General features: G+C 64.4%; 24 protein-coding genes and 1 pseudogene. 18 read left to right on the top strand and 7 right to left on the bottom strand.

What is annotated here, in order from left to right:
* Positions 1-47 precede the first annotated feature (47 nt).
* Positions 48-1331, top strand: coding sequence for a phosphopyruvate hydratase (gene eno / locus AB4850_RS26955; protein WP_414442501.1), 1284 nt, complete (start codon positions 48-50; stop codon positions 1329-1331).
* Positions 1332-1416: 85 nt separating this feature from the next.
* Complete coding sequence (gene ftsB, locus AB4850_RS26950) at positions 1417-1839, top strand: cell division protein FtsB (protein ID WP_414442500.1); 423 nt, start codon at positions 1417-1419, stop codon at positions 1837-1839.
* 102 nt (positions 1840-1941) lie between these two features.
* Here ftsB and AB4850_RS26945 read toward each other — a convergent pair whose 3' ends face one another.
* From AB4850_RS26945 to AB4850_RS26935, 3 genes are read right to left on the bottom strand one after another with little or no spacing between them, the layout of a single operon-like run.
* Positions 1942-2310 carry a hypothetical protein gene (locus AB4850_RS26945; protein ID WP_414442499.1) on the bottom strand — a complete coding sequence of 123 codons (369 nt, stop codon included), beginning with the start codon at positions 2308-2310 and terminating at the stop codon, positions 1942-1944.
* Between the two features lie 45 nt (positions 2311-2355).
* Complete coding sequence (gene hslO / locus AB4850_RS26940) at positions 2356-3306, bottom strand: Hsp33 family molecular chaperone HslO (protein WP_414442498.1); 951 nt, start codon at positions 3304-3306, stop codon at positions 2356-2358.
* Between the two features lie 36 nt (positions 3307-3342).
* Entirely contained in the window at positions 3343-3867 is a 525-nt protein-coding gene (locus AB4850_RS26935; protein ID WP_414445622.1) for a gamma carbonic anhydrase family protein, read from the bottom strand.
* Positions 3868-4059: 192 nt separating this feature from the next.
* On the opposite strand from AB4850_RS26935, the gene AB4850_RS26930 reads away from it, so the two are divergent.
* From AB4850_RS26930 to AB4850_RS26880, 11 genes are all read left to right on the top strand, one after another.
* Positions 4060-4917, top strand: a complete 858-nt coding sequence (locus AB4850_RS26930) for a ferritin-like domain-containing protein (protein WP_414442497.1) — start codon at positions 4060-4062, stop codon at positions 4915-4917.
* A gap of 115 nt (positions 4918-5032) precedes the next feature.
* Entirely contained in the window at positions 5033-5929 is an 897-nt protein-coding gene (locus AB4850_RS26925) for an alpha/beta fold hydrolase (RefSeq protein WP_414442496.1), read from the top strand.
* Positions 5930-6056: 127 nt separating this feature from the next.
* A complete protein-coding gene (locus tag AB4850_RS26920; RefSeq protein WP_414442495.1) occupies positions 6057-6887 on the top strand; it encodes a 3',5'-nucleoside bisphosphate phosphatase in 831 nt (276 codons plus the stop codon).
* A gap of 86 nt (positions 6888-6973) precedes the next feature.
* Positions 6974-7609, top strand: coding sequence for an L-threonylcarbamoyladenylate synthase (locus tag AB4850_RS26915; protein WP_414442494.1), 636 nt, complete (start codon positions 6974-6976; stop codon positions 7607-7609).
* A gap of 73 nt (positions 7610-7682) precedes the next feature.
* Positions 7683-8342 carry a site-2 protease family protein gene (locus tag AB4850_RS26910; RefSeq protein ID WP_414442493.1) on the top strand — a complete coding sequence of 220 codons (660 nt, stop codon included), beginning with the start codon at positions 7683-7685 and terminating at the stop codon, positions 8340-8342.
* 9 nt (positions 8343-8351) lie between these two features.
* Positions 8352-9554 carry a tryptophan--tRNA ligase gene (locus AB4850_RS26905; protein ID WP_414442492.1) on the top strand — a complete coding sequence of 401 codons (1203 nt, stop codon included), beginning with the start codon at positions 8352-8354 and terminating at the stop codon, positions 9552-9554.
* Between the two features lie 8 nt (positions 9555-9562).
* The gene (locus AB4850_RS26900; RefSeq protein ID WP_414442491.1) at positions 9563-10168 is read left to right on the top strand and encodes a class I SAM-dependent methyltransferase; all 606 of its coding nucleotides are present in this window, start codon (positions 9563-9565) and stop codon (positions 10166-10168) included.
* Positions 10169-10212: 44 nt separating this feature from the next.
* Positions 10213-11115, top strand: coding sequence for a 4-hydroxy-tetrahydrodipicolinate synthase (gene dapA, locus AB4850_RS26895; RefSeq protein WP_414442490.1), 903 nt, complete (start codon positions 10213-10215; stop codon positions 11113-11115).
* Between the two features lie 109 nt (positions 11116-11224).
* On the top strand, positions 11225-12370 hold the full coding sequence (gene bamC / locus AB4850_RS26890; protein ID WP_414442489.1) for an outer membrane protein assembly factor BamC: 1146 nt from the start codon (positions 11225-11227) through the stop codon (positions 12368-12370).
* Positions 12371-12374: 4 nt separating this feature from the next.
* Positions 12375-13151: an MBL fold metallo-hydrolase gene (locus tag AB4850_RS26885; RefSeq protein WP_414442488.1), complete on the top strand. Its 777-nt coding sequence runs from the start codon at positions 12375-12377 to the stop codon at positions 13149-13151.
* A gap of 154 nt (positions 13152-13305) precedes the next feature.
* Positions 13306-13440, top strand: coding sequence for a hypothetical protein (locus tag AB4850_RS26880; protein WP_414442487.1), 135 nt, complete (start codon positions 13306-13308; stop codon positions 13438-13440).
* 341 nt (positions 13441-13781) lie between these two features.
* On the opposite strand, the gene AB4850_RS26875 is transcribed toward AB4850_RS26880, so the two are convergent.
* Positions 13782-14984 (bottom strand): JmjC domain-containing protein, encoded by a 1203-nt coding sequence (locus tag AB4850_RS26875; RefSeq protein ID WP_414445621.1) that lies wholly within the window; start codon positions 14982-14984, stop codon positions 13782-13784.
* 33 nt (positions 14985-15017) lie between these two features.
* On the opposite strand from AB4850_RS26875, the gene AB4850_RS26870 reads away from it, so the two are divergent.
* Positions 15018-15563: an FKBP-type peptidyl-prolyl cis-trans isomerase gene (locus AB4850_RS26870; protein WP_414442486.1), complete on the top strand. Its 546-nt coding sequence runs from the start codon at positions 15018-15020 to the stop codon at positions 15561-15563.
* Between the two features lie 84 nt (positions 15564-15647).
* Here the strand turns inward: AB4850_RS26870 and AB4850_RS26865 are convergent, their stop codons facing one another.
* Together AB4850_RS26865 and mutS are read right to left on the bottom strand one after the other, a co-directional pair.
* On the bottom strand, positions 15648-16964 hold the full coding sequence (locus AB4850_RS26865; RefSeq protein ID WP_414442485.1) for a hypothetical protein: 1317 nt from the start codon (positions 16962-16964) through the stop codon (positions 15648-15650).
* Entirely contained in the window at positions 16948-19638 is a 2691-nt protein-coding gene (gene mutS, locus AB4850_RS26860; protein WP_414442484.1) for a DNA mismatch repair protein MutS, read from the bottom strand. Before mutS ends, AB4850_RS26865 begins: the two co-directional genes overlap by 17 nt.
* A 258-nt stretch (positions 19639-19896) precedes the next feature.
* Here mutS and AB4850_RS26855 point away from each other — a divergent pair, with 258 nt between their 5' ends.
* The 3 genes from AB4850_RS26855 to AB4850_RS26845 all read left to right on the top strand — a co-directional run bounded on the left by AB4850_RS26855 (position 19897) and on the right by AB4850_RS26845 (position 22664).
* Entirely contained in the window at positions 19897-21456 is a 1560-nt protein-coding gene (locus AB4850_RS26855; RefSeq protein ID WP_414442483.1) for a tyrosine-type recombinase/integrase, read from the top strand.
* A 31-nt stretch (positions 21457-21487) separates the two neighbouring features.
* Entirely contained in the window at positions 21488-22078 is a 591-nt protein-coding gene (locus AB4850_RS26850; RefSeq protein WP_414442482.1) for a helix-turn-helix domain-containing protein, read from the top strand.
* A gap of 319 nt (positions 22079-22397) precedes the next feature.
* Positions 22398-22664, top strand: coding sequence for a hypothetical protein (locus tag AB4850_RS26845; protein WP_414442481.1), 267 nt, complete (start codon positions 22398-22400; stop codon positions 22662-22664).
* A gap of 662 nt (positions 22665-23326) precedes the next feature.
* Here AB4850_RS26845 and AB4850_RS26840 read toward each other — a convergent pair.
* Positions 23327-23503, bottom strand: a pseudogene (locus tag AB4850_RS26840) (transposase); the annotation flags it as partial.
* A 74-nt stretch (positions 23504-23577) separates the two neighbouring features.
* On the opposite strand from AB4850_RS26840, the gene AB4850_RS26835 reads away from it, so the two are divergent.
* Positions 23578-24138 carry an NYN domain-containing protein gene (locus AB4850_RS26835; protein WP_414442480.1) on the top strand — a complete coding sequence of 187 codons (561 nt, stop codon included), beginning with the start codon at positions 23578-23580 and terminating at the stop codon, positions 24136-24138.

The following is a 24138-nucleotide window of genomic DNA, read 5'->3' as shown; positions in this document are numbered from 1 at the left end:
CGTCACAGCCATCACGACGGAATCCATCGTCATCCTCAGAGGAAATCATGAGTGCAATCGTAGATATCATCGGCCGCGAGATTCTGGATTCGCGCGGTAATCCTACCGTCGAGTGCGACGTGCTGCTCGAATCGGGCACGATGGGCCGCGCCGCGGTGCCGTCGGGTGCGTCGACGGGCTCGCGCGAAGCGATCGAGCTGCGCGACGGCGAAGCCGGCCGTTATCTCGGCAAGGGCGTGCTGAAGGCGGTCGAGCATATCAATACGGAAATCTCCGAAGCGATCATGGGTCTCGACGCGTCGGAGCAGGCGTTCCTGGACAAGACGCTGCTCGAGCTGGACGGCACCGACAACAAGTCGCGCCTCGGCGCGAACGCGATGCTGGCCGTGTCGATGGCCGTCGCGAAGGCTGCCGCCGAAGAAGCCGGCCTGCCGCTGTACCGCTATTTCGGCGGCTCGGGCGCGATGCAACTGCCGGTGCCGATGATGAACATCGTGAACGGCGGCGCGCACGCCAACAACAGCCTGGACATCCAGGAGTTCATGATCGTTCCGGTCAGCCAGCCGACCTTCCGTGAAGCGCTGCGCTGCGGCGCCGAAGTGTTCCACGCGCTGAAGAAGATCCTGTCGGATCGCGGCATGAGCACGGCCGTCGGCGACGAAGGCGGCTTCGCACCGAACTTCGGCAGCAACGACGAATGCCTGTCGACCATCATCCAGGCGATCGAGAAGGCCGGCTACCGCGCCGGTGAAGACGTCCTGCTGGCGCTCGACTGCGCGGCCTCGGAGTTCTACCACGACGGCAAGTACCAACTGGCCGGCGAAGGCCTGCAACTGTCGTCGGCCGAATTCACCGACTACCTGGCCACGCTCGCCGACAAGTTCCCGATCGTCTCGATCGAGGACGGCATGCACGAAAGCGACTGGGACGGCTGGAAGCTGCTGACCGATCGTCTGGGCAAGACGGTGCAACTGGTCGGCGACGACCTGTTCGTCACCAACACGCGCATCCTGAAGGAAGGCATCGAGAAGGGCATCGGCAACTCGATCCTCATCAAGATCAACCAGATCGGTACGTTGACCGAAACGTTCGCCGCCATCGAAATGGCCAAGCGCGCCGGCTACACGGCCGTGATCTCGCACCGCTCGGGCGAAACGGAAGATTCGACGATCGCCGATATCGCCGTGGGCCTGAACGCCGGCCAGATCAAGACGGGCTCGCTGTCGCGCAGCGACCGCATCTCGAAGTACAACCAGTTGCTGCGCATCGAGGAAGATCTCGGTGATATCGCCAGCTACCCGGGCAAGTCGGCGTTCTACAACCTGCGCTGATAACGCGCTACTATCCGGACTTGTCCTCCGTGACGCCGCTTCGCGACCCTCGTGAAGCGGCGCTTCTTATATCTGCGGCTCGTACATGCGGCTTGTCACTGTCGTTCTGATCGCCTTGCTGGTGTTGATTCAGTACCCACTCTGGTGGGGACATGGCGGCTGGCTGCGCGTGCACGAATTGCGTCAGGAGCTGGTCGACCAGATGCAGAAGAACGCGGACGAAAAGCTGCGCAACGAACGCATTGCCGGCGAAGTGCAGGATCTGCAAAGCGGCACGGCCGCCGTCGAGGAGCGCGCGCGCTACGAGATGGGCATGATCAAGGACGGCGAAGTGTTCGTGCAGTTCGTTTCGCCGAATTCGCCTGCGCCGATGGTGCCGAACCAGAATTCCACGGCGTCGTTGACCAATCACGGCGTGACTACCGGTGCACCGGTCAGCGTCGTGCCGAACCCGGTGTCGCGCGCCAAGCCCGAACGTCATCACGGCCGCGCGGCGCATCGTGAGTGAGGCGTGAACGGCGGCACCCAAGAAAAACGCGACCAATAGGTCGCGTTTTTTATTCGGCAAGCGCCCATGAGCGGAAGGCGAGAACCCACGGGCGGATGAGCCTTACCAGCCCCATCCCCAGCCCGGATAGCCGTATCCGTAACCCCAGCCGTTGTTCCAGCCGCCGTAGTAGCCGCCATAGACGGTGACCGGTGCCGGTGCGTAATAAGCGGCCCGCGCGGCGGCTTCGGCCGACATCACCTCGTCCTGCTCGCGCAGCACTTGCTTGTCGATGGCGTCGTAGCGCTGTTTTTCCGCGGGCGTAAGCGGCCTAGCCTGGGCCGCGGCGGCACCGGGCTGGCCATCGGGCAGCCGGCTCAACACCGTGGACGGCGGCGCGACCGCACAGCCCGCGAGGAGCGTGGCCGCCAATACGGTGGCCAGGGCGGCCGAGGCCGGCAGCGGCAGTTGGCGAATGGATCGGATGCTCATGATGCTTCTCCCTCGGCGCGGGCGGGCGGTGCCGCCGCGTGCTGCTCAGTGACGCTGATCGCCTGCCGGCGTGACGCCGGCACCCAACGCGGGCGTCGCGAACAGTTGTTCGACATCGACCGGATCGAATTCATAGCGCTGGTTGCAGAACTCGCAATGAATCTCGACGTGGCCGCGCTCCTCGATCACGCCGTCGATTTCCTCGCGGCCCAGCATGCGCAGCATCCCGCCCACCTTCTCGCGCGAGCAGGTGCACTGGAAGCGCGTGCCGGCCGGTTCGAAGTGACGGACGTTCTCCTGCCAGAACAGACGCCGAAACACCGTCTCGGGTTCCGTTTCGAGCAATTCCTTCGACGTCAGCGTGCTGCCGAGCGTGCAGACGCGCTCCCAGGTGTCGGCGTCCTGCTCGTCGGCGGCCGGCACGATGCCGCCGTCGCCGGGCAGCTTCTGCAGCAGCATGCCGACCGCACGGTCGCTGTCGGCCGCGAGCCAGAGCCGCGTGTCGAGCTGCTCCGAGTGATGCATGTAGTGTTCCAGCGCCTGCGCAACCGATTGCAGCGGGCCGTCGTGATCGTTGAGCGGCACGATGCCCTGGTACGGCTGCTGGCCCGGCTGCTTGTCGGACGGGTCGAGCGTGATCACGCAGCGGCCATGGCCGCTGACGTTGAGCAACTCGACGAACGACATGTCGTCGCCGAGCGTGGCCGCCGTCGAATCGGCCAGCTTGGCGGTGGCGCGCATCGACAGATCCGAGCTGCACTGCACCACCAGCATCTTGACCGGCCCGTCGCCGTAGATCTGCATGACGAGCGTGCCGTTGAACTTCAGGTTCGCGGACAGCAGCGCGCAGGCGGCCATCATCTCGCCGAGAATGTGGCGCACGGGCGCCGGATAGCTGCGACGCGTCAGGACTTCGCGCCAGGTGCTGCCGAGCGAGACGATCTCGCCGCGCACCGGCGCCGTGTTGAACATGAATTTCTGTAGCTGGTCGCTCACTTCGGTTCCTCGATTGGCGGAGTGCGGCGGACGGCTTTAGCCGATCCGCACGAGCTGCTCCTTGAAATACGCGCGTCGCTGCGCGTAGTTTTGCGTGTTCGCGTGCATGCCCGCGATGTCCTCGTCGGACAGCGTGCGCACGACCTTTGCCGGCGCGCCCAGGATCAGCGAGTTGTCGGGGAAGGTCTTGCCTTCCGTGACCACCGCGCCGGCGCCGACCAGACAGTTGCGGCCGATGACCGCACGATTCAAGACCACCGCCTGAATCCCGATCAGCGAACCCTCGCCGATCGTGCAGCCATGCAGCATCGCCTGGTGACCGATCGTCACATTCGGGGCGATCGTCAGCGGGCAGCCCGGATCGGTGTGCAGCACCGCGCTTTCCTGTACGTTGCTGCCGGCGCCGACCACGATCGGCTCGTTGTCGCCGCGGATCGTCGCGCCAAACCAGACACTGGCGTTCTCCTCGAGCACCACTTTGCCGATGATCGCCGCGCTATCCGCGACGAACACGCTTTCATGAATGGTCGGGGCGTCTTCGCCGAGCTTGTAGATGGTCACGTTGTCTCCTGGGGGGCACCTGCAGGGTGGGGCGCCGTGTGGCGCCGGTACAATGTGCGCGGCCGTGCGGGCCGGGTTGCCGTGGCCGCCGCGCGCGAAGCGGGCAGCGGCCGAACGCACCGTAATCCGCTATTGTAAATGCTTGCGTGAATTGATCGCGCACACTGCTTCGCTGTCGCCAGCGTCGTATTCATGTCCGACCCGAATTTCCCGTCCGAAACCTTGCCCTGTCTGCGCACCGCCGCACTCGCCGCGCTGCTCGAAACCGATCCCGTCGCGAAGGCCGCACAGGTGCGCGCGCTGCACGCCGATGGCCTGGCGGGCCGCGCACGGATCGATCCGGCGCGCCGCTTCGAGGTGCCGCCAGCCTTGCCCGGCCGGCCCGAGCGCCCCGAACTGGTCGAGCCGCGCCTGCTGAAGCGCCGTTCGATGCGCTCGCCCGAAGGGCGCGCCACGCTGCTGCACGCGCTGGCCCATATCGAATTCAACGCGATCAATCTCGCGCTCGACGCGGTGTGGCGTTTTCCCGGCATGCCCGAAGCGTTCTACGCCGACTGGCTCAAGGTGGCCGCCGAGGAGGCGTATCACTATTCGCTGCTGGCGCAGCGGCTGGGCGAGTTCGGCCATGTCTACGGCGATTTCCCCGCGCACGACGGGCTGTGGGAAATGTGCGAGCGCACGGCCGGCGACGTGCTGGCGCGCATGGCGCTGGTGCCGCGCACGCTGGAGGCGCGCGGCCTCGATGCCTCGCCGCCGATCCGCGCGCGGCTCGCGCAGTCGGGGGACGCGGCGTCGGCGGCGATCCTCGACGTGATCCTGCGCGACGAGATCGGCCACGTATTGATCGGCAACCGGTGGTTTCGTCATCTGTGTGCACAAATGGGGCGCGAACCGCATCCGGCCTACCTGCAACTGGCCGCGCAGTATCATGCGCCGCGCTTGCGCGGGCCGTTCAATTTCGAGGCGCGTCGCGACGCCGGTTTCGACGAGACCGAACTCGACGCGCTGGTCGCGCAGGATCGCGATCCGCCGCCCGTGGCCGGGGCCTGACCATCGGCTTGACCTAGAGAGGTGGCTCGACACGCGTCCGCGGCGCGACGTTGCGCAGCACCGGCTGCCATCGGCATCGATATAATCGAACGATCATTCTTTTTTGGTGGCCGCAATGACCCAGATCAGCACCGATTCCCTCTCCGAATTCGTGACCGTGCGCGGCACGCGCCTGCACGTACGCCGCTGGGGCCGGCCCGGCGCGCCGACGCTCTACATGCTGCACGGCTGGATGGACGTCGCCGCATCGTTCCAGTTCGTGGTCGACGCGCTGGCGGGCGATTGGCAGGTGATCGCGCCGGACGCGCGTGGTTTCGGACTGTCCGACTATCCGGTGGCGGCGCAGGGCGGCGGCCAGTATTGGTTCATGGACTATCTCGCCGATCTGGAAGCGCTGATCGATCACTACACGCCGGACGGCGAAGTCAACCTGGTCGGTCACAGCATGGGCGCGAACGTGGTGTGCCTGTACGCGGGCGTGAGGCCGCAGCGGGTGCGCCGCGTGGTCGATCTCGAAGGCTTCGGCCTCGCGCCGCCGCCGCCGTCGCAGGCGCCGCTGCGCTTGGCCGGCTGGCTCGACGAGCTGCGCGAGCCGCCGCACCTGGCCAGCTACGCTTCGCTCGACGAGGTCGCCGCGCGCCTGATCAAGACCAACCCGCGCCTCGCGCCCTCGCGTGCGGCGTTCCTGGCCGGCTACTGGTCGCGCCGCGATCCCGACGGTCGCTTTCACCTGCTCGCCGATCCCGCCCACAAGCAGGCCGGCCCGCTGCTGTACCGGCTCGAGGAGGTGATGGCGGTGTGGTCGAAGGTGCGCGCCAAGGTGCTGCACATCGAGGCGGTCGATTCGCCGACGCTGCGCTTCCTGGCCGGCAAGATCCCGCTCGACGAATTCAAGGCGCGTTTCGCCGCCTTTCCCGACTGGCGCGAGAAGACCATCGAGGACGCGGGCCACATGGTCCATCACGACCAGCCCGAGCAGGTCGCCGCGCTGATCGAGGCGTTCTGCGCCTGATTTCGGCCTGAAACCGGGGCCGCATGCGGCCCCGGTTTCGCCCGGGCATGGCGGCTCTATCGGGGATCGGCGCGACCGCCGGATTGCGGCGTTGCAGTAGAATGCCTGCATGTACCCGATTCCGACGATGAACGCCGATCTGCACTGCCATTCCAACGTCTCCGACGGCCAGTTGACGCCTGCCGAGGTCGCGCAGCGCGCGCACGCGGCGGGCGTGACGCTGTGGGCGCTAACCGATCACGACGAGATCGGCGGCCAGGCGGCGGCGCGCGAGGCGGCGCAGGCGCTCGGCATGCGCTACCTGTGCGGCGTGGAGATTTCGGTCACGTGGGCGTCACGCACGGTGCATATCGTCGGGCTCAATATCGATCCGGCCCATCCGGCGCTCGTCGACGGGCTGTATCGCACCCGCAACGGCCGTGCGGCGCGCGCGCAGGAAATGAGCGAGCGGCTCGCCGAGATCGGCATTCCGGGTGCCTACGAAGGTGCGCTGCGCTTCGTGTCGAATCCCGAACTGATTTCCCGCACCCACTTCGCGCGTTATCTGGTCGAGGCCGGCTATGCCGTGTCCACGTCAGACGTATTCGCACGCTATCTCGGCGACGGCAAGCCTGGCTGCGTGCCGCACCGCTGGGCCAAGTTGTCGGACGCGGTCGGCTGGATCCAGCAGGCGGGTGGCGAGGCCGTGATCGCTCACCCGGGCCGCTATGCTTTCACGCCGGTGGAATTCGGCGCGCTGTTCGGCGAATTCATCGACCTGGGCGGCCGGGCGATCGAGGTCGTCACGGGCAGCCACACGCCCGACCAATATCGCGAATATGCCGACGTGGCGCGCCGCTACGGCTTCGAGGCGTCGCGCGGTTCCGATTTCCATGCGCCGGGCGAGAGCGTGATCGAGCTTGGCAGCCTGCCGCCACTGCCGCCGGACCTGAAACCGGTCTGGGAACGCTGGCTTTGACCCCCGCTGCCGCGCGCATCCCGGCGCGGCCTGGCCCCCAACGCGCAACGCACGCGCGGGCCGACGATCCACTCCCCACACAGTCCATGTCCCAGTTCTTCAGGATTCACCCGGAAAACCCGCAGCCGCGGCTGGTACGCCAGGCGGCCGAGATCGTCAGGCAGGGCGGCGTGATCGCGATGCCGACCGATTCGAGCTACGCGCTGGCCTGCCATCTCGACGACAAGACCGCCGTGGAGCGGGTGCGCCGCATCCGCGGCCTCGACGACAAGCAACTGCTGTCGCTGCTGGTGCGCGACCTGTCGGAGCTGGCCAATTTCGCGATGGTCGACAACCACCAGTACCGGCTGATCAAGTCGGTCACGCCCGGCCCGTACGTGTTCGTGCTGCAGGCCACCAAGGAAGTGCCGCGCCGGCTGTCGCATCCGTCGCGCAAGACCATCGGCCTGCGCGTGCCCGATCACGCGATCACCCTGGCGCTGTTGGAGGCGCTCGGTCAGCCGCTGCTCGGCACCACGCTGATCCTGCCGTCCGACGACGAGCCGCTCAACGATCCCGAGGAAATTCGCGAACGCCTGGAGAAGCAGGTCGATCTGGTGATCGACGGGGGCGCATGCCCGCGCGAGCCGTCCACGGTGATCGACCTGAGCGGCGACGAGCCGGTGCTGGTGCGAGCCGGCCGCGGCGCGCTCGAACCGTTCGGCCTGAGCGCCAACGCCTGACTCCGACCCGAACGCAGCGGCGCGCCGCCGGTTTTCCGCGTCCGTCATTTTCCGCTTGTTACAATATCGCGCTATGGACAACCTGATTCAGACGATCGTCGTCTACGCCTTGCCCGTGATCTTCGCGATCACGCTGCACGAGGCCGCACACGGCTACGCCGCCCGCCTGCTCGGCGACAACACCGCCTACGCGCTCGGCCGCGTTTCGTTCAATCCCGCGCGCCACATCGATCCGATCGGCACCATCGTGATGCCGATCGCGCTGTATTTCCTGACGAGCGGGGCCTTCCTGTTCGGCTATGCCAAGCCGGTGCCGGTCGCGTTCCGCAACCTGCGCAACCCGCGCTGGGGCAGCCTGTGGGTGTCGGCCGCCGGCCCGGCCTGCAATTTCGTGCAGGCGCTGATCTGGGGCCTGGTGGCGGTCGGCCTGGCCGCCGGCGACGTCGACGAGGCGTTCTTCACGCGCATGGCCGGCGCCGGCGTGGGCGTGAACCTCGTGCTGTGCGTGCTGAACCTGTTTCCGCTGCCGCCGCTCGACGGCGGGCGCGTGTTGTCGGCGCTGCTGCCGCCCAGGCAATCGATCGCGCTTTCGAGGGTCGAGCCTTACGGCTTCATCATCGTGCTGCTGCTGCTCATGACCGGCGTGCTGTCGAAGTACTGGCTGCAGCCCGGTGTCGGCATCGGCTACAGCATCGTGCGGGCCATCCTGTCTCCCATTGCATCGCTTTTCTAAAACACAAACATGTTCCCCGATCGTATCTTTTCCGGCATGCGTCCCACCGGGTCGCTTCACCTCGGCCATTACCATGGCGTGCTGAAGAACTGGGTGAAGCTGCAGTCCGAGTATCCGTGCTTCTTCTGCGTGGTGGACTGGCACGCGCTGACCACGCACTACGAAACGCCCGAGGTCATCGAAAAGAACGTCTGGGAAGTGCTGATCGACTGGATCGCGTCCGGCATCGATCCGACCCAGGCGACGCTGTTCATCCAGAGCAAGGTGCCCGAGCACGCGGAGCTGGCGCTGCTGCTCGGCATGAGCACGCCGCTCGGCTGGCTCGAACGCGTGCCGACCTACAAGGAACAGATCGAGAAGCTCAAGGACAAGGATCTTTCCACCTACGGCTTCCTCGGTTACCCGGTGCTGATGGCGGCCGACATCCTGCTGTATCGCGGTTCGCTGGTGCCGGTGGGCGAGGACCAGGTGCCGCACGTCGAGATGACGCGCGAAATCGCACGCCGCTTCAACTACCTGTACGGCCGCGAGGCGGATTTCGAGGAAAAGGCGCTGGAAGCCGCCAAGAAGCTCGGCGGCAAGCGTGCCAAGCTGTATCGCGAGCTGCGCAACGCCTACCAGCAGGAAGGCGACGACGAGGCGCTCGAACAAGCGCGCGCGATGCTGCAGGAATCGCAAAGCCTGTCGATGAGCGACCGCGAACGCCTGTTCGGCTATCTCGAAGGCTCGCGCAAGATCATCCTGGTCGAGCCGCAGGCGCTGCTGACCGAGGCCTCGCGCATGCCGGGCCTCGATGGCGGCAAGATGTCGAAGTCCTACGGCAACACGATCGGCCTGCGCGAGGATGCCGAAACCATCACGAAGAAGGTCCGCACCATGCCGACCGATCCGGCGCGCGTGCGCCGCACCGATCCGGGCGATCCGGACAAGTGCCCGGTCTGGCAATTCCATCTCGTCTATTCGGACGATTCGACGCGCGAATGGGTGAAGCAGGGCTGCAAGACGGCCGGCATCGGCTGTCTCGACTGCAAGCAGCCGGTGGTCGACGGCATCCTGCGCGAACAGCAGCCGATGCTGGAGCGTGCGCAGAAATACATGGACGATCCGTCGCTGCTGCGCGCGATCGTCGCGGACGGTTGCGACAAGGCGCGCAAGCACGCGGTCGAGACGATGCGCGACGTGCGCGACGCAATGGGCCTGTCCTACAACTGAGCCGCCGCATGACCACCACCACGCCGATCCCGCCGGCTGCCCACGCAGGCGCCGCCGAGCCGCACGCGGCCGGCGCGCCGTCGCGCTGGGTCGCCGCCTGGTCGCACCTGGTGCCGCCCGGCGGCGCGGTGCTCGACGTGGCGGCCGGGCAGGGCCGGCATGCGCGCTGGTTCGCCGGGCGCGGCCATCCGGTGCTCGCGCTCGACCGCGATCCGGTGGCGCTCGATGCGCTGGCCGGCATCGGCGGCGTCGAGGCGCGCGCGGCCGATCTCGAAGGTGCGCCGTGGCCGCTGGCCGGCGATGCGCGCTTCGCCGCGGTGGTCGTCACGAACTACCTGCATCGCCCGCTGCTGCCGCGCCTGGTGGCGTCGGTGGCACCGGGCGGCATCCTGCTCTACGAAACTTTCGCGCGCGGCAACGAAACGCTCGGAAAGCCGTCCAATCCCGCATTCCTGCTCACGCCAGGTGAATTGCTCGACGCGGTACGCGGCGAGTTGCGCGTGATCGGTTTCGAGGACGGCTTCACGGACCAGGGGCGGCCTGCCTTCGTCCAGCGGATCTGCGCGGTGCGCGATCAAGGGGAGGGATTCCCGCGTTACGGACTGCTCGGGTAATCCGCTACAATCGACGTTTATTGAGTTTACTTTCATTGCGTTTCATGGCTAACGGCACCCAAGACGGCATTCAATTCCGCGGCAGCATGCCCGCGATCGTGACCCCGATGCTCGAAGACGGCAGCCTCGATCTGCCGGCCTTCCGCAAGCTGGTCGACTGGCATATCGAAGAAGGCACCGATGCACTGGTGGTGGTCGGCACGAGCGGCGAATCGGCCACGCTGTCGGTCGACGAGCACATCCAGACGGTCAAGACGGCGGTGGAGCACGCCGCCAAGCGCATCCCGATCATCGCGGGCGCGGGCGGCAATTCCACGGCCGAGGCGATCGAGCTGTCGCGCCAGGCCAAGTCGGTCGGCGCCGACGCCACGCTGCAGGTGGTGCCGTACTACAACAAGCCGACGCAGGAAGGCATCTATCGCCATTTCCGTGCGATCGCCGAGGCGGTCGACCTGCCGGTGATCCTGTACAACGTGCCGGGCCGCACGGTGGCCGACATGGCCAACGACACCATCCTGCGTTGCGCCGAGGTGCCGGGCATCGTCGGCGTGAAGGATGCCACCGGCAACCTCGAGCGCGCCGCGCACCTGATCAAGGCCGCGCCGCAGGGCTTCGGCATCTACAGCGGCGACGATCCCACCGCGATCGCGCTGATGCTGCTCGGCGGCCACGGCAACATCTCGGTCACGGCCAACGTCGCGCCGCGCGCGATGAGCGAGCTGTGTCGCGCCGCGATCGCCGGCGACGCGAAAACCGCGCGTGAAATCCATATGAAGCTGCTGTCGCTGCACAAGCACCTGTTTGCCGAGGCGAACCCGATTCCCGCGAAATGGGCGCTGCAGGAAATGGGCAAGATTCGCGGTGGCATCCGCCTGCCGCTGACGCCGCTCGACGAGCGCTTCCACGATGTCGTGCGCGGCGCGCTGCGCGAAGCCGGCATCGTTTGACCGATCCGGATGGCCGCGCCCGCGGCCGTCCGTGCTTCCCGACCCACCCGATTTCACCCCGGCCCGCCGGCATTGCGCGTGTCACGCGTTTAGCAAGACGAAGGATTTCATGAAACATTTCGCCTTTTCCTCTCGCGCCGTCCAGGCGTCCGTGGTGGCGCTTGCGCTTGGCGCGCTGGCCGGTTGCGACACGCTGAACGATTATTTCGCGCCCGACCGTGTCAACTACAAGTCGACTGGCTCGGCGCCGCCGCTGGCCGTGCCGAAGGATCTGACGGCCGTGCCGGTCAGCCCGTCCTACGTCGCGCCGCCGACCAATGCGGGCCTCGGTTCGCTGCCGCAGCGCGCTGTGACGGCCGCAGGCAATTCCACGGAAGGGCAGCCGAGCGCGCAGGACCCGTACGGCATGCACATCGAGCGCGATGGCGATCGCCGCTGGCTCGTGGTCGATGGCCGCACGCCGGAACAGCTGTGGCCGCAACTGAAGGAATTCTGGGCCGACAATGGCTTCGCCCTGAAAACCGACGCGCCGCAAACCGGCATCCTCAGTACCGATTGGGCCGAGAATCGCGCCAACATTCCGGACGACTGGTTCCGCCGCAGCATCGGCCGCGTGATCGACTTCGCCTATTCGTCGGGCACGCGAGACAGCTTCCGCACGCTCGTCACGCGTGGCGGCAACGGCACGACCGACATCTCGATCACGCACAGCGCGATGGAAGAAGTGCTGACGGGGCCGCAGGGCGGCGATTCGTCGCGCTGGGTCGAGCGTCCGCGCAACCCGGTGCTCGAAGCGGTGTTCCTGGCCAAGCTGATGGAGAAGTTCGGCTTGACCGATGCCCAGGCCAAGCAACTGCTGACCGACGCGCGCTCCGCCACGGCGCCGGCCACCGTGGTCGACACCAGTTCCGGTGCGGCCACGCTCGACCTCGCCGAATCCGTCGATCGTGCCTGGCTGCGCGTGGGCCTCGCGCTCGATCGCACCAACTTCGCCGTCGACAACCGCGATCGCGCCAAGGGCGTGTACATGGTCCGCTACGCGAATTCGGCCGACGAGCTGAAGGGCGACGGCCTGCTCGGCAAGCTGTTCTACGGCCACGCGAAGGCCGCCAAGCAGGGCAAGGAATACTTCGTCAGCGTGCGTGCCACCGGCGACGCGAAGACGCAAGTGGCCGTCGTCGATGCAAACGGCCAGGCCGACAACTCGACCGACGCGCAGCGCATCATCACGCTGCTCCACACGCAACTGAACTGAGCGCGTGAGAGTCACGAGCCTCGGCAGCGGCAGCGAGGGTAATGCGCTCGTTGTCGAGGCATCGTCGGGCACCACCACCACACGCGTCCTGCTCGACTGCGGTTTTTCAGCGAAAGAAATCGATCGCCGCCTGGTGCGGGTCGGGCTCGCCTCGGGGGAGCTCGACGCGATCCTGATCACGCACGAGCACAGCGATCACATCGGCGGCGCGCTGACCATGGCGCGGCGTTTCGGCATCCCGCTGTACATGAGCTGGGGCACCGCACGCGCGGTCGGCGCCGATAGCGCCGACGTCGATCTGCACGTGATGTGGGGCGACGACACAGCCGCCATCGGCGATCTCGAAATCCATCCCTATACGGTTCCGCACGACGCGCGTGAGCCGCTTCAGTTCGTGTTTTCCAACGGCAGTGCACGGCTCGGCGTGCTGACCGATGCGGGCATGTCCACGCCGCATCTCTGCAGTGCCCTGAACGGCTGCGACGCGCTCGTGCTCGAAGCCAACCACGACGTCGAGATGCTGGCCAAGGGCCGCTATCCGGCCTCGCTGAAGGCGCGCATCAGCGGCCCGCACGGGCACCTCAGCAACGCCGCGGCGGCCGAGATCCTGGCCTCGCTGGATCGCTCGCGCTTGCGGCATCTGGTGGCTGCGCACCTGAGCCAGCAGAACAACCTTCCCGAGCTGGCGCAGGCCGCATTTTCGGCCGTGCTCGATTGCGCGCGGGATGACGTGACGGTCGCGTCGCAGGACGACGGTTTCGGCTGGCTGGACGTGGGGTAGGGGAGCGGGCACACATGTGCCGCAGGGGAGGGCCCGCTTGCCGCGATGGAATCGCGAGCGGGTATAAAAAAACCGGCCACCAGGGCCGGTTTTTCGTATCAGCGTGAGCTGAGTCTTGCTTAGTTGCTTGCGCCCGAAGCCGGAGCAGCAGCCGATGCGCCTGCGTCCGAAGCCGGAGCAGCAGCAGCCGATGCAGCGTCGCTCGCAGCAGCAGCCGTGCTCGAAGCTGCGTCCGAAGCAGCAACAGCAGCCGACGAAGCAGCCGAAGCTGCTGCCGATGCGTCGCTAGCAGCCGACGAAGCAGCTTGGTCCGAGCTCTTGTTGCAAGCAGCAAGAGCAACAGCGGCCAACAGGGAAGCTACGAGGAGGGATTTCTTCATGATCACGTCCTTTTATGGTTAAAGGTAAGCAACAGCGCGAAACAATACCGGTAATGTGCTCCAACACCGACTCGGGCCGCTGGTGGAGACGCGCTGGACGCACTGCCAGAGCGTGAATCTTCCCTACGGCTTGGGCGGAAATTATATGCACTTTCCTATCGACCGTCGACAAATGCGGGGTCAATACGTTGTCTTTCCCATACAGGTTTCATCCAATATGGGATGTCATGCCGGGGCAAGCGTACAGCACTTATCCCAGTTTGATCCAGCCCGCACAATACCACTCGTGGAGCAACGCTGTCATGAGCGGGTGGCGGGAGTGTGTTACAAAGCGTTTCGCCCCCAAACAGCGTCGATCGGCCAATTCCGGCAGCCATTTTGCAGTGCCGGCGAGCGGATTTTCTTCGCCATTAATGAAGTACGAGCGCGCGTTATACATCAACGCCGCCTTTCTGTCGAGGCGAATACCCCGGTGGCCTGCTTCAGTCGAGAAATCGTCCTCGTCGAGCGGGTCATCCGGGGCGTCGAACACCACGTTCGATTTGGGTTCGCTGAGGTAGCTGCCGAGAAACGATTCGATCTCGCGTGGTGTCCAGCGAATGCCGTTCAGCACCGCTTCCACTTTCTCCACCATCGTGGCCGGCAATTGCGCCGGACGATCGACGGCCGGTTGCCGCGGATCGCGATACAGCGCGGCGGCGCGCGCGCCTTGACGCAGCGCGCCGCGCTCGGCGAGGTAATACAGGAACTGGCTCGTCAATTCCCCGGCGGACGGGGCGCGGAAGCCGATCGAGCAGGTCATGCACTCGCCCTCGGCGACGCCGTCGTGGGCAATATGCGGCGGCAGGTAAAGCATGTCGCCCGGCTCCAGCACCCACTCCTCGGTCGGCTCGAAATGCTCGAGCACTTTGAGCGGCAGATCCTCGCGCAGGCTCAGGTCGGTTTGCGCGCCAATGCGCCAGCGTCGCTTGCCATGCACCTGCAGCAAAAACACGTCGTAGGAATCGAAGTGCGGACCGACGCCGCCGCCGTCCGTCGCATACGAAATCATCAGGTCGTCGAGGCGCGCATCGGGCACGAAACGGAAACGTTCGAGCAGGGCGCGCGCGGCATCGTCGTGCAGGTCCGCGCCTTGCAGCAGCAGGGTCCATTCGCGCTTGTTCACCGAGGGCAGCGCACGTGCCTCGAACGGGCCGTGATCCAGTTGCCATCTGTTACGAAAATGGGTGATGAGCCGCGATTCGATATCCATGTCGGCGGCCAGCTCGAACAGCGCGTCGCGCGTGATCGGCGGCACGATGCCGGGTATCGCCTGGCGGATCAGCAACGGCTTTTTCTGCCAGTAGCGGCGCATGAATTGCGACGGTGTCAGGTTGCCGAGCAGCGGCGTCGGCTGGTCGGGGCGGGGGGCATCGGACGGGCTGTGCGCTTCGGTTTCGGACCGTTGAGACATCGGTATAATGCGGCTTGAAATTGGGAGATCTGGATGAAAATCGCAAAAAACACCGTCGTATCGGTCGCTTACAAGCTGTCGGATGCGCAAGACAACCTGATTGAAGAAAGCGACGAGCCGATGGTCTATCTGCACGGCGGCTATGATGGCACGTTCCCCAAGATCGAGGAACAGCTCGACGGTCAGGAAGCCGGCTACGAGGCGGAGGTCCAGCTCGAACCGCAAGACGCGTTCGGCGAATACGATCCCGAGCTCGTGAAGATCGAGGCGCGCGACCGCTTCCCCGAGCCGCTCGAAGTCGGCATGCAATTCGAAGGCACGCCGGAAGATGGCGACGAGGAAGTCGATTCGCTGATCTACACCGTCACCGATGTCGCCGAAGACAAGGTGGTGCTCGACGGCAATCACCCGCTCGCCGGCATGGCGCTGCGTTTTTCGCTGAGCGTGAAGGATGTGCGTGCGGCCACCGAAGACGAAATCGAGCACGAACACGCGCATGGCGCGGAAGGGCTGGAAATCGTCGACGAGGACGATGACGACGAAGAAGGCGAGGCGCCGAAAGGCCACACGCTGCACTGATCGAACGCGGGCCGAGGCCCGCGTTTTTGCATCCGCTTGGCCCCGGCCTTCGGGGCATCGTGGCTCAGGCTTCCCGGGCCGCGTTCAGCGGTAGCTGCCCGGCGCCGATGCCGGCACGTTGGCTGGTGGCGCCGATGGGTAGAGCGGCGGCATGGCCTGACCCGCGCCGCTCGCCGCGGTGCCGGGCGACGCGCCGATCGAAGCCGGTTGCGGCGGTACGCCGCCCACGGTGGAGGCCGGATCGGGCAATTCCGGCAGCGCCGGGATTTCCGGCATGTCGGGCAACGGGATGTCCTCGTGCGGCGTGGCAGGCAGCGCGGGCGGCACCGGCAGGTTGGCCGGCACTTCCTGCAGGCTCACCCCGAACATCGGCCGCCCGACCGGATTCATCGTGATCTTGATCCATTGCACGAGCCGTTCGCGCGGCGCGATCGCGATGCGCGTCAGGTTCTCCATGCGCTCGCCTTTCTCGTCGTGCAACGGCTGATCGATCCGGAAGCCGCCGCGCAGCGCCTCGCTGCCTGCATGGATCACGAGGATCGTGCCGCGAAACGTGGCGGCCGCCTTCACGAGCGAGCGCTTGAATTCCAGAAAGCCGTCGCGCGCGCGCGTCCTCAGTTGCAGCCAGGCAAAGCGCTCGTGTTCGTAGCGCTCGAACTGCGGATCGCCTTCGATCACGATCACCAGCGCGCGGGCATTGCGCCGCTTCGCGAATTCGGCCGCATGGTCGATCCAGAATGCGTTGGCGATGGCGCGATCTTCGAACTCGCCGTTGCGCCCGCCGGCTGTCAGATAGCGGTTGTTCGGCGACGGCGCGTTCAGCGCGACGAAGACGGCATCGCCCTGGGTCCAGCGGATGTTCTCGCGGAACGGGCGGAAGCGCGCGACTTCGCTCTCGCGCGTGACGGGCTGCGGCGTCGCGCCAAGCGATTCGGAATCCGACAGGAAGGTCTGGCGCAGATAGTCGAGCCGTTCGACTGCGTCGTAGCCGCCGTTGTCCTTTTGCGCGCACACCGCCCAGTCGAATTGCCCCGGCACGTAGAACACCGGCACGCGCGAGGCCTTGAGGATGGCGAAGCGGTTGTCGTACACGCCGTCGCGGCACGCTTCGCGCGCACCCTTGAGGTTGCCGTCGTAGATCGCGAACGCCACCGCGCGATCGCGCGAAATCGCGTCGAACATGCGCGCCATGCCGGGGTCGTCGGCCGGGCTGTTGATCATGCCGGACAGCACCGCGAACGCGAAGCCGCGCTCGGCAACATGCGCGGCGCCGGCCGCGGTCGCGGCATCAACCGGGTTGGCGAACGCCGCGGCGGCGGCCAGCAGCAGCCACGCCGCCGTGTGCCGGCAAGGGGCGCGGCGAGGGCCGTGAGCAGGCCGGGCTTCAGTGCGCGAGGTCATCGTCCGCTTGCCGGGCGGCGAGGGTTTGCAGTTCGTAGAGCAGATCGAGCGCCTCGCGCGGCTTGAGGTTGTCCGGTTCGATCTCGCGCAGGCGCGTGAGCGCCGGATGCGGCGCAGCCGGCGGCACTTCGTGCACGGCGGGCGTGTCGTAATCGGACTCGTCGTCGTACAGCGGTGCCGGTGCGGCGAACAGGTCGAGTTGCGGCGTGGGCCGGCCGGCCGACTGCTGTTCGAGGTGCGCGAGGTGCTTGCGCGCGGCGCGGATCACGGCGGGCGGCACGCCGGCCAGTTGCGCGACCTGCAGGCCGTAGCTCTGGTTCGCCGGGCCTTCGTTGACCGCATGCAGGAACACGATGCCGTGGCCGTGCTCGACGGCCGACAGGTGGACGTTCGCCGCATGCGGGAATTCGGCCGGCAGTTGCGTCAGCTCGAAGTAGTGGGTGGCGAACAGCGTGTAGCAGCCGTTGTGCGAGAGCAGGTGGCGCGCGATCGCCCAGGCCAGTGCGAGGCCGTCGAACGTCGAGGTGCCGCGGCCGATCTCGTCCATCAGCACCAGGCTTTGCGGCGTGGCGTCGTTGAGGATCGCCGCCGCTTCGGTCATCTCGACCATGAACGTCGAGCGGCCGCCGGCCAGATCGTCGGCCGCGCCGATGCGCGTGAAGATCCGGTCGATCGGGCCGAAGCAGGCCGACTTCGCCGGCACGTAGCTGCCGACATAGGCCATCAGCGCGATCAGCGCGGTCTGACGCATGAAGGTCGATTTACCGCCCATGTTCGGGCCGGTGATCAGCAGCAGCTTGCGCTCGTTGGCGAGCCGGCAGTCGTTCGCGATGAACTGCTCGACCTGCGCTTCCACCACCGGGTGGCGGCCCTGTTCGATATCGATGCCGATTTCATCGGAAAAGCGCGGCGCGACCCAGTCGAGCGCGCGGGCGCGTTCGGCGAAGGCGCCGAGCAGATCCAGCTCGGCGAGCGCGGCGGCCACCCGCTGGCACGCCTCGATATGCGGCAGCAGCGCCTGCAGCAGCGCGTCGTAGAGGGAGCGCTCGCGAGCCAGCGCGCGTTCCTGCGCCGACAGCGCCTTGTCTTCGAAGGTTTTCAGTTCCGGCGTGATGTAGCGCTCGGCATTCTTCAGTGTCTGGCGGCGGCGGTAGTCGTCGGGCACCTTGTCGGTCTGGCCGCGCGTGACTTCGATATAGAAGCCGTGCACCTTGTTGAACTCGACGCGCAGGTTCGCGATGCCGGTGCGGGTGCGCTCGCGCGCTTCGAGATCGATCAGGAACTGGCCGCAGTTTTCGGAGATGTCGCGCAGCTCGTCGAGATCGGCGTCGTAGCCGCGCGCGATCACGCCGCCGTCGCGCACCATCGCCGATGGCTCCGGCGCGATCGCGCGCGTCAGCAGGTCGGCGCAGCCGGCCGGCGGTTCGAGCGCGGCTTCGAGGCGCGCCAGCGCCTCCGCCTGTTGCGCGATCGGCGTGAGGCGCGCGCGCAGCTCGGGCAGCGAGGCGAACGTGTCGCGCAGGCTCGACAGATCGCGCGGGCGCGCCGACAGCAGCGCGAGGCGGCCGGTGATGCGCTCGACGTCGGCGATCCGGCGCAGCGCGCCGCGCAGCGTTTCGAGGTTCGCGTCGCCCACGGCTTCGAGCAGCACGCCGATCGCCTGCTGGCGGCCCTGCGCCGCCACCGAGGCGCGCGGCGGGTGATGCAGCCAGTGGCGCAGCAGGCGGCTGCCCATCGTCGTGCAGCAGGTGTCGAGCAGCGAGTAGAGCGTGGGCGATTCGGTGCCGCGCAGCGTTTCGGTCAGTTCGAGATTGCGGCGCGTGGCCGGGTCGAGCCCGATGTATTCGGATTCCGTCTCGACCTTGAGGCTGCGCACGTGGCGCAATTGCTGGCCCTGCGTGGACGCCGCGTAGAGCAGCAGCGCGCCGGCCGAGCCGCAGGCGCTCGTCATCGAATGCGCGCCGAAGCCTTCGAGGCTCGCCACGTCGAGCTGGCTGCACAGGCGCTGCGTGCCCGAGGCGATGTCGAAGTGCCAGGCCGGCACGCGCGTGACCGCGCCGGCGCCGGGCGGCACGGCTTCCATGGCGGCATCGGCGGCGAGAATTTCGGCCGGACGGATGCGTTCGAGCGCGGTGCCGAGTTCGTCGGGCGCGATTTCCGCGAGGCGCAGCGCGCCGCTGGCCAGGTTGAGCCACGCGAGGCCGACGTTGGTGACCACGCCGCGCTTGTTGTGGCCGAGGCTCAGCGCGAGCAGGAACACGTCGGCCTTGTCGGACAGCAGTGCCGCGTCGGTCAGCGTGCCGGGCGTGACCACGCGCACCACCTTGCGCTCGACCGGCCCCTTCGACGTGGCCGGGTCGCCGATCTGTTCGCAGATCGCCACCGATTCGCCGAATTTCACCAGCTTCGCGAGATATTGTTCGAGCGCGTGATGCGGCACGCCGGCCATCCGGATCGGCGTGCCGGCCGACGCGCCGCGTTGCGTCAGCGTCAGGTCGAGCAGGCGCGCGGCTTTCTCGGCGTCGTCGTAGAACAGCTCGTAGAAATCGCCCATCCGGTAGAAGACGAGCGTATCCGGGTGTTCGCTTTTGATGCGGAGATACTGTTGCATCATTGGAGTATGGCCCGCGAAGGTCGCTTCGGCTGGTGCGTTAGGCTGCAATTCTTTGCTCATTCAATTACTTGCGAAAAATCGTGTTCGGACATTTGCGGACATTCGCCGCCGTTTTTGTCCAAGTGTCCCGACGTCAAGGGGGACTTCTTGGGGACCTGCAGCGTCCGGTGGTCCACTATACTTCGCTCACAGTCCCCCGGGCATCGGCCAAACGGCCAGAGCCTCTTCCAGAAAGGATTTGGCGGGGATTCCGCAGTCCCCTTTGTCGGGGCACGTTAAGCACGAAAGCGGGTAAACTTAGTGAAAGCGGACCTTAATTTGGCGCTGATCAAGCGTCTGAAACTCGCGGAGAAACCGGTGGGGCTCGACGCGAAGGGCGCGATGGTCTTCGAGACGAATCCTGATGGCAAGGCGTACATTCTATGGGATTCGAACAGAGACGCGCCGCCGGGTTTCGGCGTTCGAGTCGCGGGCAAGAAAACGTACATCATTCGGCGCAAGGTCGGTGGCGTGTCGATCATGCCGACGGTCGGCAACGTCGCCGATTTTCTGGATCTCGGGCCCGCGCGCAAGAAAGCGGCAGAGCTTGCCAGGTCGATGATCGACACAGGCAAGAATCCGAATCGGGTGAGGCGGGAGGCAGGCTCGTTGGAGCCAACTCTTGGCGACATCGTCGCTGCCTATCGCAACCATCTCGCGACCCGCGTTAAGCGCCGCGCCACTGCCGAGACGCTGCGCGCTGTCGACCGCGCAGCGAACAAGTTCAAGGACTGGAAATGGGAAGCCCGAAAGCTCAAAGAGCTTCGGACTGACGAGATCGTCGACCGGTTTCATCTAGGCTCCAAAACGCCGACGGCGACCGAGCAAACATTTCGCCTGGCCTCGACGGCAACAAAGTGGGCCATTGGCCAAGAGATGCTCAATGCGGCGCACGAAGGGCGCACTCCGTCCTTTATGGTCAACCCATTCACGATCCTGACGCTGAATGGCCTGTACCGTTCGAGGGCACAAGTCGCGCGCGAACGCGAAGAGCGTGGCGCGCGCAACCCCCTGTCGCCCAGCGAAACGCTCGGGCCATTTCTCGAAGCCGCATGGAGCAAGCGCTTGGAGAACGACAACCGCACTGGCGTCGACTTCCTCATAACCATGCTCTTGCTCGGCTGTCGGAAGTCGGAACACTCGAAGTGCCAGTGGGGAGAACTGTTGCCCATTGCTGAGCGGAGAGCGATGAGCCATGTTTGGCTCGATGATGGTGGCGAGTATGGACCGCACATCTTTCTCCACCAGACGAAAAACGGACGCAACCACCGGCTTCCATTGGGGCGCATGGCGACGGAGTTGCTTCGCCGCCGTCAGGAGGCAGCAGCGGAGGAAACGATGCGACGTGGCTTCGGAGCAAAGTCCCGCGCGTTCGTTTTCCCTGCGCGGAGCAAGTTTTCAAAAAGCGGGCACTATTCTGACGCGACCGCGTTGCTTGCCTCGCTGCGCGAGGAGACCGGAATCGCAAGGCTCGCCCCACACGATTTTCGCCGCTCGTTCGGGGCGGTCATGACCGCGCTCGACGTGCCGGAATCAGTGAAAAAGCGTTTTCTGAACCACGCCGACGCTAGCGTGACAGACACATACACACGGCCCGAGTGGGCTCTTTTGAAGGAGTGGATGGAGCGAATCGAGCAGTCGATTCTAAGCCGCGCTCCGAACGTCTACAATGCCCTGAAGCCAGTCGATTGGCCGCCGCTGGCCGCGCCTACACCGCACGTTTGCGCGCCGCCAAAACCGCGCTCGGGGCGCCCGTCGAAATCGAGCAAGAGCGGTGGCGCTTCTGACGAAAAGCATGACGCCAGCTCCGCGGGAACGCCGGTCAAAATCGAGGTCTAGGCGCCGGCACGAGCAAAAAAGAGGGGCACGAATGGCATCTCTTGATGCGGCATTGAAAACGTATGAAGTGCTGGCCGCGCTCCATGCGCTGCCAGACCAAGCTGCGTTGACGACGGCAGAGGCCGCGCTTTTCTTGCGGCTGTCGCCAAAGACGATGGAGCGCATGAGGTTGGACGGGAGCGGGCCAGCATACGTCCAGGCTGGTGCCAAAGGAGCTAGGGGCGCAAACCAGAAGTGTCTTTATCTTAAGTCCGCGCTGTTGCAATGGCAGCGCGCCAATCAAGTCTCCTATGCGATGGAGGCGGCGGTCAGAAGAGGCCAAGCGTTCAGAACGATTTTTGACCTTGTTATAGAAGCGCCCTTTTATCTGAGATCTGATGGGGCAATCGTCGGTGCAGCCGAGGACACCAGGCTCGACGTGGTTATCGGTCGATTCGGTGCGGGGGAGTGGCCCCTGATTTGGTTGCCAGTTGTCGACGCGGCAAGCCGCGAGTGGTCTGATCCAGCAGTCCATCAAGATTTTGCACTACAAGTTCAGAGCGCTCTGGCCATCGCGAGTCAGCGCATAACAGTGGCCGTAGATGCGAGCAACATCGGAGCCGCGCTTGTTGGCCGTAAATAATCATGCGTGGATTGTAAGATGCTTGCCTTTGCAATGAGTTGGGGAGGCATTGGAGGGCGGTGCGGAAGTTTTTGAACGTCCTTAGTAGGGCGCGTCGTGGTATAAAAGGCGGCAATTTTTAAAAGAAAGGGGGAGTGATGCCTGGGAAGTTGAAGATTTTGGGAGGTCGCCTGAGGTCGGCGTTAGCAAAGAATTGGTGGGCTATTTTTATTAATTTACTTATGGTTGTATCGGCTCTTTACTTGATGCACAGATTTCATGATGTTAGTAAAAAAACTTCCCTGGATGGCTTGCAATATTGTCTGCCATAATGATATTCATGGGGGCCGTCGCTACTGGCTTAATGCTAAATCCAGTCATTAAAGGTAGTGCGGACGAGGCGGCAAGACTTGCCGAATTGCTTGATGAATTGAAGCGCCTTGATAACTATGCTCCGAAATATTTTGAGGCCGTGAGGGATTTGGTTGGTATCGCAAGGAATAATGCGATTGATAGAAGGGACTCTTCTATATCTGCAATGATATTTTTTATGATTTCAATTGTTGCGATTTTTTTGGGGATACTTTTTTTGGAGTTGAGTATTTAATTTTTCTTTGATTGTTTTGTTGGTGTTGTGATTTGCGGGTGTTTGATCTCGTAGGCGTCGTGGAGTACATTGATCAATATGAATTGCGTCGTAATAAAGAGGCTGAAAGCCAAAATTAGCCCTATTTTGTCGATGACGGTGAGTTTGTAGTTTGTTTGTTTTTTCATTTAATTGGCTATCTCGTTTGGGTTGTGGGATAAGTCTTGGGGAGTGGAGCGTGCAACGTGGCGAGTGGAGCATACCAAAAATCGGATTCGAGTCAAGTTGCACAAAGAGCGATTTTGATCCTCATTCCAAATTGATGCTTTGAAAGCTGGCGTGGAGTGTTTCCGTTCCTTATCGTAATTAAATCGTGCACCTACAAGCCCCAAAGGCGGTGATCCCCGATAACTAGACGGTGAGGCCGCTGGGTATCAAGGGGCAGGGCGTGGTGCCGCACTCTTGTGATCGCGACACGGACGATGCACCGGCTCTTTGCGTATGGCGCAGTGTCGTCTCGCCAATAAATGATAATTCGAGGCCGTTTTGGCCTCGGCGATTTTCGCGAATGACAATCACTCTATCAAGCCACTTCCGCTTGGCCTTGTGGACATTCATGATTTGGATGCCCGTCGGCGCACCCACTTCGTCGAGCGGTTGTTCTTAGAGCATGTTATGCACTTTCAGAAATACTGAACGGCACGAGCAAGCATCAACGAGACGAAGACGACGAAGTGCAGGCCAGCCAGTGTTTCAGGCAGACGCTCGTAATCACGCGCCAGCCTGCGAAAGCGATTGAGCCAGCCGAAGCTGCGTTCGGCGATCCAGCGTCACGGCAAAAGTACAAAGCCTTCGCGCGATACACTTTGCCTCATTTTTGTGGAAAAATAGCTGAGCTCAATTTGGAGCGAACTGACATGACACCGGGGATGTGATGACCTCACCAAGGATTCACCTATTTGTCGACAATTCCAACGTTAAAATCGAAGGCGGTCGTTTGTCACACGCCAAACGATTCAATAACGGGGAGCGAAGTGTTCAAGTTGATGGTGGCTATGAAGTCGACTGGGGAAAATTCATAAATCTCGTGAAAAGTCGCGGGAATCGACATCTTGCAAAGATGCCGACACTGTATGGCTCGCGACCACCGCCAGACGACAGTGTCTGGGAAGCAATTCGCCAAGAAGGTTTCGATGTCAGGTTGTTTGACCGCAATATCCGCGATAAAGAAAAAGGCGTGGACATGGAAATGGGGATGGACGTCATGGAGCGGCTTTACGAGGTTGCTCCACCTGAAACTCTTGTAATTGTTGCTGGTGATGCCGATTTTAAGGGGCTAGTCGAGAGAGCGCGAAAGCGTGGATGGAACGTGGAAGTCTGGTTTTGGGGGAACGCTGCCCAGGATATGCGGACTGCGGCAACATTCGTAGATATGGACAAAGCATTTGATTACCTCCGAAAGGGGAGCGGCATAGCACTCCCCCCGCAAATATAA

This window comes from Burkholderia sp. 22PA0106 (assembly GCF_047497155.1).
Taxonomy (GTDB): domain Bacteria; phylum Pseudomonadota; class Gammaproteobacteria; order Burkholderiales; family Burkholderiaceae; genus Burkholderia.
This window is presented reverse-complemented; position numbering and strand designations above follow the sequence as displayed.